Below are 9,423 nucleotides of genomic sequence, written 5' to 3' on the forward strand. Positions count from 1 at the left end.
GAGTAGATTGGAGGGCAATAAAACGGTATAAAGACGGGTACTGTGTTAATTGCTAATAACTAGTGACTGACAACTAGGAAGTAGACACTTTATTAACGAGCCAATTTTAAATATACAAGTTGCAGGGACCTATGACTAACTTTCGAATTTCAGCGCTTTTACTTGCGCTATCCCCACTTTGGGTATCTGCATCGTTATCAGCTGAAGAACTGAATCAAGTCGATCCCGTTTCAGCTATCGATGCAAAGCTAACAGAGAAAAACTCAGATATTGAGCGTATTTCAGCGACCAAAGTATCGGCAACTGAGACCTTAAAACAACTACAAAACCAGAACAGTAAGTTGTTACGTGAAGGTGAAGAGTTAAAGGCAAAACGTAACCGAGCTAAATCTGTACTCGACAAACAATACAGTCGCTTACTTGACGATCCAGAAACGGATCTGGTTTCTTTTCAGAAAGGATACCAAGATGCTTGGGCTGCGGTTAAAGAGAATCAATCGTCTCAGCTAGATAATCAGCAAGCGATGAATGAGAACGAAATTTACCTTTCTCAAATTAAGCAAAAGCAAGCTCGTTTGAATAATGAGCTGGCTAACTTGAAAGAATCAAAAGTTGAAGCTCGCGTTAAACGTATTGCAACAGAACTTCGTGAAAGTGCCGTTCTTGAAACGAGCTACACCACCACATGTTCATCAACAATGACACTGGGTGAGTGTATTGCTCAAGGTAAACACCTGACGAAGCAGAAAGCAGTACAAAACTTCAAGAGCAAATTACTTGAACAGCTCACAGAAAGCACGCTAGCGAAGCAAAACTTACAAGGTGTTCAATTGAACATTCATGTTCAAGACAGCCAAGCAATCAAGAGCGGTTTCTCTGGAAACAACTCTTACTTTGTGCAGATGCAAGCTCAACTTCAAGCAAAACCAGAAGCGATTGCAGCATGTAACTTATTGAACGTTTCAACTCGCTACTGTTTAACGGACAGCGACGTTAAGGTTACAAAGAAGAGCGACAAGCAGTGGGCAAACGTGATGGTACGTTCTGATCAGTACAATGACTCAGTCACTATCAACGGCATTAAATACGGCAGCACACCCCTAGAGGTTTCGCTACCGAGCGGTCGTCACCAAGTAACCATTTCAAAAGAAGGTTACGAATCATACAACCGCACAGTGACTATCAACGGCAGCGATACTATTTGGGTGAAACTCCTTCCTAGTAAAGAAAATGAAATCTAAATATATAAAGCTAAGCCTGATATAAATAGCCGTGCCTATTTCACAAAGCTGAATGAATACTCGCCATCTTGTTTGTAGTTATAGAAAGTAGCTTCAAACGAAATGGCGTTTTCGTTAGAATATTCAATTAACCTAAATTACGACTGAAGTAGCCCAACATGCGCCAAGGTTTTCCTACTCTATTATTTGCACTTGCTCCATGCTTAATGACGCCTGCTGTTTTCGCTGAAGCGACATCTCCAGCAATCACGTCATCAGTCATCGACATTGAAAGCTCTCTTTTCGAAGAACATGCCAGTTTAACGGCTATCGAGAAGAAGATGGCGGACAAACAAAATCAAGTCGACAACCAAGCAGAGCAAATGGCACGTCAAGCCAAGTTATTAGCTCAATCAGAGCAAAAACTCGCAACGGCGAAAACTAGCCTAGAGCAAGATTACACTCGCATGATTGATGAGCCAGATTTCGATATCTCACCAGCTCAAAACCGCTTTCAAGATGCCTGGAAATCGGTAAAAGAGCACAAGCTTACGATTTCGGATTCAGAGCAAAAGCTTCAAAGCTTAGTGATGGAACTAGAGGCCATCAAAGCCGAAAAATCGGCTGTAGAAATGTCTATCGCCCATTTGAATCAAGACAAACTAAGAGCAAGAGCTGAGAGATTAAGAAGCGAGGTCACTCAAACACAAGAACATACTGTTAGCTTTACCAACCGCTGTAGCAGCGACATGACGTTAGCTCAATGTTCAGACCAAACGGTGGCTTTGACACTTCAAAAAGCAGTAAAACAATTTCAAAATAGCCTTGTATCCAACGCGACAGAATCAAAAATAGTAAAAGAACACCTAGCGTCTGCATCTTTGAATATTCACGTTCTACAACACAGCGTGAAATCATCTGGCTTCTCCGAAGATAACCGTTACCGAGCAGTGGTTGCTGCGAATTTAGAAACTCGTCCAGATAAGAACACTCCTTGCCGCTTACTTGGCATTCAATCCTCAAACTGTTTCGATCAGAGCGATCTGCAAGCCGATGATCAGCAGAAAGAAGTTGCTTGGGTTAACTTGGTGGTTCGTTCAAATCAATATAATGACAAGGTTTCTATCAATGGTGTGAACTATGGCAGCACACCGGTTGAAGTGATGCTACCTACAGGGCAACACATGGTTACGATTGAGAAAGAAGGTTACCTTTCTTTCCACCAAGAGCTGAAAATAGCCCGAGATCACAACCTAAGAGCAGTATTACAAGCGAAGCAGAACTCACTGAATGTGGGGACTAAGTTTGCTGACCCAATGGGCAATGGTGCTCAAAGTCCAGAAATGATTGTGGTTGGATCTGGGACTTACCTACTCGGTGAAAATAACGCTGAGCAAGTCACGATCAAACAGCCATTTGCATTAGCGGCAACCCCAACTCGTGTTCAAGATTTTAAAGCATTTGTGAAAAATACGGGTTACCAGACAGACGCAGAGCTGATGAACACTTGTGATACCTTCGTGAATGCAGAAATCACGACTGTGTCAGACAATGACTGGAAAGCTCCTGGTTTCAAGCAAGTCGATAACTCACCCGTTGTATGCGTCAGCCAAAGCGATGCGAAAGCGTACACACGTTGGTTATCTAAAAAAACAGGCTTTACTTACCGCCTACCAACACAACAAGAGTGGGAAGCGGCGGCAAGAGCGGGTCAAGATACCAGCTTCTGGTGGGGCAACAAATTCCGTTCAGGTAGAGCTAATACTGGTTGGTCTGGTACACAGTGGTCAAACGTCAGTACTTCTCCTGTAAAATCATTCTTGCCAACGCCAACGGGTTTCTACGACATGGTAGGTAACGTTTGGGAATGGACTGCAACCCAAAAAGGCATCGCTAAGGGGGGCGCGTGGAGCTTCTCTCCTGAAGAGGCAAAAGTGTTTGCTGAACTGTACGTTTCGCCTTCTACTGCCGCTAACTACTTAGGATTCCGAGTATTACGAGAGCTATAAGCTCTTGGTATTCCTCAAAGCCCTCAAATATTTACCTTAGATTCTCCTAGTATCAGGTTGAGTCAGTGTTTATAGGGGAATTCCCTCCTTATATTCGATCTCGCCTAGGAGTAAATTCGTCGATAGAGTAGTAAGTCACTCTGGGTATCTATCTGATACCTCAGCTTAATTTACATGACCCTCGTAAATTAAACTGGAAATCTTCTACGTGTCGACAAGGTATATCTTGTCTTTGGCCAGCCCTTCTTCAGGCTGGTTTTTTTTTGCTTTTTTCTCATCCTTTTTGCTTAGCTATTGATCAATAAAGGCACACTTAAACAACATACCGTTCAACCATTAATCACACTCCATTTTTGATGCATAACTCGACTTCTAATTGTCATTGCAGCTCTATAAGAAACTGATATCATTGCAATACTTCCTCTTACGAGATAAAACCTTGCCGAATCCCCTCAACTCCATACATCGTTCTTTATTTGAACAACTTCCAGGTTGCTGGGGGTGCAAAGATACTGACTCTGTCTTCGTGTATGCCAACCTTGCTTACAACCAATTAATTGGCTTAAAACCCAACGAAACTTGTACGGGCTTAACCGATTTCGATATGCCTAGTCAAACAACCGAATGCGCGCAGGATTTCAGGGCTCAAGACAAACATGTAATGGATACACGCAGTACTCTTAAAATCCTCGATATTCACCCTTATCCAGACGGACGCTGGCACGCCCATATTTTTACTAAAACCCCTTGGCTTGATGGGAATGGCGAAGTTCAAGGCACCATTTTTTATGGTCAAGAACTCACCGACACCGCCATCTTAGAAGTAGGCCATTGGGTGTGTCAGGCAACTTGCGAAAAAGACAATCAAGTGTCCATTGCAGGATCAAAGCCACGCATATCAAAGCTCAAAAAGCGACTGACTTCGCGAGAATCAGAAGTGCTGTTCTTGCTGCTATTCGGCAAGAAACCACAGTACATCGCGTCTACGTTGAACATTTCAATCAAAACAGTCGAAGGGCATGTCGCCAGGTTGAAACAGAAATTTGATGCGCGCAGTAAAAGCCGGTTGATTGAGTATGCGTTGGACTCGGGGCTAGGCTCTATGATCCCAGAAACCCTGCTTAAAAAGCAGATCTCCGTTGTTCTGCACAGTGACTAGATATTGGTTTGATGAGATGCAGACAAAAAAATACCGTTGATAAGTCTAATCAACGGTATTTTTGGATCAGTTAAGCAGTTAAGCAAATTAAGGCGCTAGGCGGTCGATATCCCAACGGCTATCTTGGCGTGAGAACAAGAAGCGATCATGCAAGCGGTGCTCTCCACCTTGCCAAAACTCAATGCTATCCACACGCACACGGAAGCCACCCCAGAAAGAAGGCACAGGAATCTCTCCTTTCGCGAACTTCTGTTTAAGCTCTAGATATTTACCTTCTAAAATCCCACGAGCAGAGATACGGCTACTTTGCTTACTTGCAATTGCGGCCAATTGGCTCTCTTTTGGTCGTGACGAGAAGTACTTCATATTTTCCATTGCTGTCAGTTTTTCAGCCGTGCCCGTAATATGAACTTGTCGCTCAAGAGGGTGCCAAGGGAAATGCAAACTGATTTTGCTATTGTGCTCTAGCTGATGCGCTTTACGGCTACCTAAGTTGGTGTAAAAAACGAAGCCGTCTTTATCAACATTCTTTAGCAGAACAATTCGCTGGAATGGCTGACCATTTTCATCAACCGTAGCAACTGTCATGGCAGTAGGGTCCGTCAACTTAGCTTCAATAGCTTGCTCTAGCCATAGATTGAATTGCTCAATCGGGTCTGCGGCTAAGTCTTTACGTCTCAATCCACCCTTAGCGTATTCGCGACGAATATCGGTCAGTTCCATTTGGTTGCTCCTTTCAATTTTTTTTGATTTTGCGCTGTAATCCTTTGAAACACAAGTCTAAGCCATGGTTTTGTCTCACAGAAGGTGCTCTGTGTTAACAAGATCTCGGTACTCTATCCATCATATTGATAATCTTTATACAAACCGATGACATGCTGAGATCCTAGTGACTAAGATACTGCTTAACATAATGACTCCCTTCGTTTTATTCTCATTGTTATTGGGGGCTATTGGGCTGAGCGCAACTCATTTTTTGGCAGTACAATTTCAAGAAAAAGTGGTCACTCAAAAGCTCAACGAAGCAGCCAATAAAGCGAACCTACAAATCGACTCTGAACTGGATAAATTCAAACAGATCCCTGATTTGCTCAGCCATGACCCACGTCTGCTCTCTTATTTTGACTCATCACCACAAACAGACAAGATTTCCGCGGCGCAGCTCAATCAATTGCTATTTGAATGGTCTAATCAAAGCCAAGCTGACACCATCTATATTCATGACCCAAGCGGTACTGTGGTCGCTTCCAGTAATTACCAGAAGCTCGGTACTTTCGTGGGTGAGAACTTCTCGTTTCGTCCTTATTTTGCGTCCGCGATTGAAGGTAACAGCACACACTATGTCGCACTGGGTGCTCGCTCCAACGTACGCGGTTACTTTTTGTCTTCGCCCCTGTATATAGAGAATGACATTGTTGGGGTTATCACCGTTAAAGTGAGTCTAGAGAACCTTGAAAACATCCTAACCAGCGATGATTTTGAGATTGTGGTACTCGACTCTAACCAAGTGGTTTTTCTCTCCAGCCAAACTCAGTGGCTTTATCACTCGTTGTTGCCATTAAGCCAGAAGCAACAAACCGATATCGCCCTGCAGCGCCAATACGGTCAAAGCGAAATTTCGATCATAGAAGCTTTTCGCTCTTCCAACTATCAACAACAAGTTAACGACGCCAATCAGCCCAACAACATTCAACCAAATCGAGTACAAAGAGAACTCACGGCAAACCGATTGTTTAAACTTGGGCCGTTCAATCTTTACCCCGCAACCTTCAGTAACAATCAGTGCCAAGTTGTCGCATTAAAAAAGGCCGAAGCAGAACTTATTAAAGTGCTGCAGATCGATGTCATCTTCGTGGTGATTTACAGCTTGGTGATGCTCATCGCGTGGTCGTGGCGACAGACTTACGTCGCGAAAGTGGCGCTAACCCGGCTCAACCAAAACCTAGAACAAACCGTTGATAAACGTACTCACTATTTGAAGAAATCCAATCAACAACTTCAGCAAACCATTTTTCAATACCAAGCATCGCAGTTAAAGCTGAAGCAGACAGAACAAGAGCTGACCCAAACAGCAAAATTAGCGGTACTCGGAGAGCTGTCAGCCAGCATTAACCACGAAATCAACCAACCGCTTGCAGCGCTTCGAACCTACAGTGAGAACAGCTTAAAGCTGCTAGAAATGGAACGGACAGATTTGGTCAAAAGCAATCTCGATAAGATGATTGCTTTGAATACCTCAATTACCGACATCATCGCGCGTCTTAAAGTCTTCACTCGTAAGGTCACCAAGCAAGAACATCACGTCGCAAACCTGCATCAATCGATCAACAACGCGACCAGTATTCTTAGTGCGCTAATGATCAAACAAGGCATCACGCTAAGGTTAAGCACAGTGCCAAATCACATTAATATTGCCATTCATCCAACCGAACTTGAGCAAGTACTGGTGAATCTAATTCACAACGCGACCCAAGCGCTTCAACAACAAGTTCTTGAACAGAAAATCTTGCAGGAGCAACAAAACCTGGAAAACGTTGACCAACCGGCCAGCCCACAGATAGGCATCGAATGGCAACTGCATCATAACTCTTGTCAGCTGATCATTTGGGACAACGGAATTGGCATGCCGGACGATAAGCTAGAACAGCTGTTCAACCCATTTTTTACCACTAAACCGGAAGGCTTAGGGCTAGGGCTTTCAATATCGAAACGGATTATTGAAGCTTATCACGGCACGATCAGCGCCAACCGATTAGAGCCTTCAGGCATGGTATTCTCGCTAAACATCCCGTTATATAACGATAAGGGCTAACGTGCCGTTGTTATCGTTGATTAGAAAATGAATTTTACATACTGCTAATTTCACACATAGCTAACCTCACATACTGTTAAGGATTCGACTTTTGCACCCTCTGCCTAAACTCTATTTTGTCGATGATGAACCCGCCATTCGAGACTCCGTAGAACAAGCCATGCTCATTGAAGGCATCGATATTACCTGCTTCCCCAATGCCATTGAGGCACTAAAGAGAATAGATGTGACGCAAGCTGGGATTGTCATTACCGATATTCACATGCCAGTGATGGATGGTATTCAATTGACACAAAAGCTGCTGAATCAAAACCCTCATTTTCAGGTCATCGTACAGACAGGCCATGGGGATGTGCAAACAGCCGTATCCGCAATGAAAGCTGGCGCTTATGATTTTTTGGAAAAACCGTTTGTGGTCGATGCCCTGCTGACCGCAGTAAAAAAAGCATCGGATAAGCTGGCACTGGTTGAAGAGAATAATCTATTACGTAAAGAGTTGGCGGTACAGAATCAGGTGGGTCCAAAGTTGATTGGTCAATCGCCATCAATGCAGACATTACGCCGAGAACTGATCTCTCTAGATACCAAAACTAACCCACTTCTACTGTTCGTCGGCGATTTAGGAACGGGTAAAAGGGTCACGGCGCAGTACACGCACGATCTTCACAGCCATCAAGCCGCAGAGCTTTGCCCTGTTGCTGCGTTTAATTTGCCACGCAGTGACGAAGCGACATTCCATCAGTTTGTTTTGCAACTGTTCTTGAAACATCAGGGTGGGACACTTTATATCCATGAAACAGAAGCATTAACTCAAGACCAATGGCAGTGGCTAGCGAACCTAAAACCCACTCTACTTCGTGAAAACTCATGCAAGACCAGTGCAACTTGTATCATTTTAGCAACCACAATACTTCCTACTACAATGGTAAGTGAGTTCCGTCGATTTGATTTGCTACCGCTAGCGCAACGAACAGAAGATATTGGTTCTTTGTTTAAACATTTTGCTCGTGGTGCGGCAAGTCGATATCAGTTACCCCCTCCGGTGATTACAGAAAAAGAGGTTCAACGATTGATCGCCACTCACTGGAGTGAAAATATTCGACAGCTTCGCCAACATGCAGAGCTCAGAGTGTTGACTAAACCCAAGCTGGCATCGCTTGAATCAGAGCCTAATCATAATCAAGAGCAAAGCGACAAAGACCACATCGATCTAAAGACTGAAGAGCAACAACTGTCATTAAGCCAACGAACCGATAGCTTTGAGCAAATCCTCTTGATAGAGGCACTACATCGTCATCAAGGGCGCTTAAAAGAGGTACAGCAAGAGCTGCAAGTATCGCGAAAAACGCTTTATGACAAGCTGAGAAAGCACCAACTTGATAAAACAGATTTCAAAAAACAATAAGAGTTAAAAAATATATAAATTCAAAGATTTAAAGGAGCAAAGCCTTAACATTTATCAAAAGTAAGAATACACTCACAAAGCTTGCACTTTTATTTAGCGAACAAGGACTGTTATGAGTCAGAAAAATTTCAGCAAATTGAATGAGACCGAACTTGAGTATGTCGATGACAAAACAGCGGCACTGCTCCTCAATACGCCCACCAGTGCGCGTATTATGTTGTGGGTTATCGTTCTGTTTTTTGTCGCTGCTATTGGTTGGTCTGCTTGGGCTGAAATCGACAAAGTGACTGTTGGCCAAGGCAAGGTGATCCCTTCCTCTCAGATTCAGGTGGTGCAAAACCTTGAAGGTGGTTTGGTTAAAGAAATTTTAGTCAAAGAAGGGCAACGAGTTCAAAAAGGGCAACAATTACTATTAATAGATGACACTCGATTCCGCTCTGACTTTCGTGAACGTGAGCAACAAGTTGCGAACTTAACGGCTAATGTACTCATGCTGTCCGCCTCACTGACCAGTGTGGTTATCAATGAAGAATTCTCAGTAAAAGAGTGGAAAAAAAGTGTCTTACTCGATTATGGTAAACTCGCCTTCCCACCACTATTCTACGACCTTCACCCCAAATTGGTTAATCGCCAAAAAGCAGAATATCGTCAAGATCTGAATAACCTGAAGAACCAACTTTCCGTTTTTGATCAACAGGTTGGACAGAAGCAACAAGACCTAGTTGAAATAAAAGCGCGTGTTCAGAATTTAAGACAGAGTTACAACTTTGCCCGCCAAGAGCTGGATATTACCAAGCCTCTTGCTGATGAAGGGGTGG

General features: G+C 43.5%; 7 protein-coding genes. 6 read left to right on the forward strand and 1 reads right to left on the reverse strand.

Going from position 1 to position 9,423, the window contains the following annotated elements; all coding sequences use genetic code 11:
* The first annotated feature begins 131 nt into the window (after nt 1–131).
* From AB4496_RS06745 to AB4496_RS06755, 3 genes are all read left to right on the forward strand, one after another.
* Nucleotides 132–1,241 (forward strand): PEGA domain-containing protein, encoded by a 1,110-nt coding sequence (locus tag AB4496_RS06745; RefSeq protein WP_009846003.1) that lies wholly within the window; start codon nt 132–134, stop codon nt 1,239–1,241.
* A 158-nt stretch (nt 1,242–1,399) separates the two neighbouring features.
* Nucleotides 1,400–3,229: a formylglycine-generating enzyme family protein gene (locus tag AB4496_RS06750; protein ID WP_009846004.1), complete on the forward strand. Its 1,830-nt coding sequence runs from the start codon at nt 1,400–1,402 to the stop codon at nt 3,227–3,229.
* A 376-nt stretch (nt 3,230–3,605) separates the two neighbouring features.
* Complete coding sequence (locus AB4496_RS06755; RefSeq protein WP_102257702.1) at nt 3,606–4,388, forward strand: helix-turn-helix transcriptional regulator; 783 nt, start codon at nt 3,606–3,608, stop codon at nt 4,386–4,388.
* 87 nt (nt 4,389–4,475) lie between these two features.
* On the opposite strand, the gene pdxH is transcribed toward AB4496_RS06755, so the two are convergent.
* Complete coding sequence (gene pdxH / locus AB4496_RS06760; RefSeq protein ID WP_009846006.1) at nt 4,476–5,111, reverse strand: pyridoxamine 5'-phosphate oxidase; 636 nt, start codon at nt 5,109–5,111, stop codon at nt 4,476–4,478.
* A 190-nt stretch (nt 5,112–5,301) separates the two neighbouring features.
* Between pdxH and AB4496_RS06765 the strand changes: the two genes are divergently transcribed.
* The 3 genes from AB4496_RS06765 to AB4496_RS06775 all read left to right on the forward strand — a co-directional run.
* Nucleotides 5,302–7,200 carry an ATP-binding protein gene (locus tag AB4496_RS06765; protein ID WP_372070652.1) on the forward strand — a complete coding sequence of 633 codons (1,899 nt, stop codon included), beginning with the start codon at nt 5,302–5,304 and terminating at the stop codon, nt 7,198–7,200.
* Nucleotides 7,201–7,300: 100 nt separating this feature from the next.
* Nucleotides 7,301–8,605: a sigma-54 dependent transcriptional regulator gene (locus AB4496_RS06770; protein ID WP_102257707.1), complete on the forward strand. Its 1,305-nt coding sequence runs from the start codon at nt 7,301–7,303 to the stop codon at nt 8,603–8,605.
* A 112-nt stretch (nt 8,606–8,717) separates the two neighbouring features.
* On the forward strand, nt 8,718–9,423 hold a 706-nt coding region (locus AB4496_RS06775), incomplete at its 3' end, for a biotin/lipoyl-binding protein (protein WP_372130712.1).

This window comes from Vibrio sp. 10N.222.46.A1 (assembly GCF_041473595.1).
In the GTDB taxonomy this organism is placed as follows: Bacteria; Pseudomonadota; Gammaproteobacteria; order Enterobacterales; family Vibrionaceae; genus Vibrio; species Vibrio tasmaniensis_A.

Excerpts from the sequence above, each read along its gene's own strand:
- AB4496_RS06750 (WP_009846004.1), top strand. The coding sequence starts at position 1,400 with ATGCGCCAAGGTTTTCCTACTCTATTATTTGCACTTGCTCCATGCTTA.
- pdxH (WP_009846006.1), bottom strand. The coding sequence starts at position 5,111 with ATGGAACTGACCGATATTCGTCGCGAATACGCTAAGGGTGGATTGAGA.
- AB4496_RS06745 (WP_009846003.1), top strand. The coding sequence starts at position 132 with ATGACTAACTTTCGAATTTCAGCGCTTTTACTTGCGCTATCCCCACTT.
- AB4496_RS06765 (WP_372070652.1), top strand. The coding sequence starts at position 5,302 with ATGACTCCCTTCGTTTTATTCTCATTGTTATTGGGGGCTATTGGGCTG.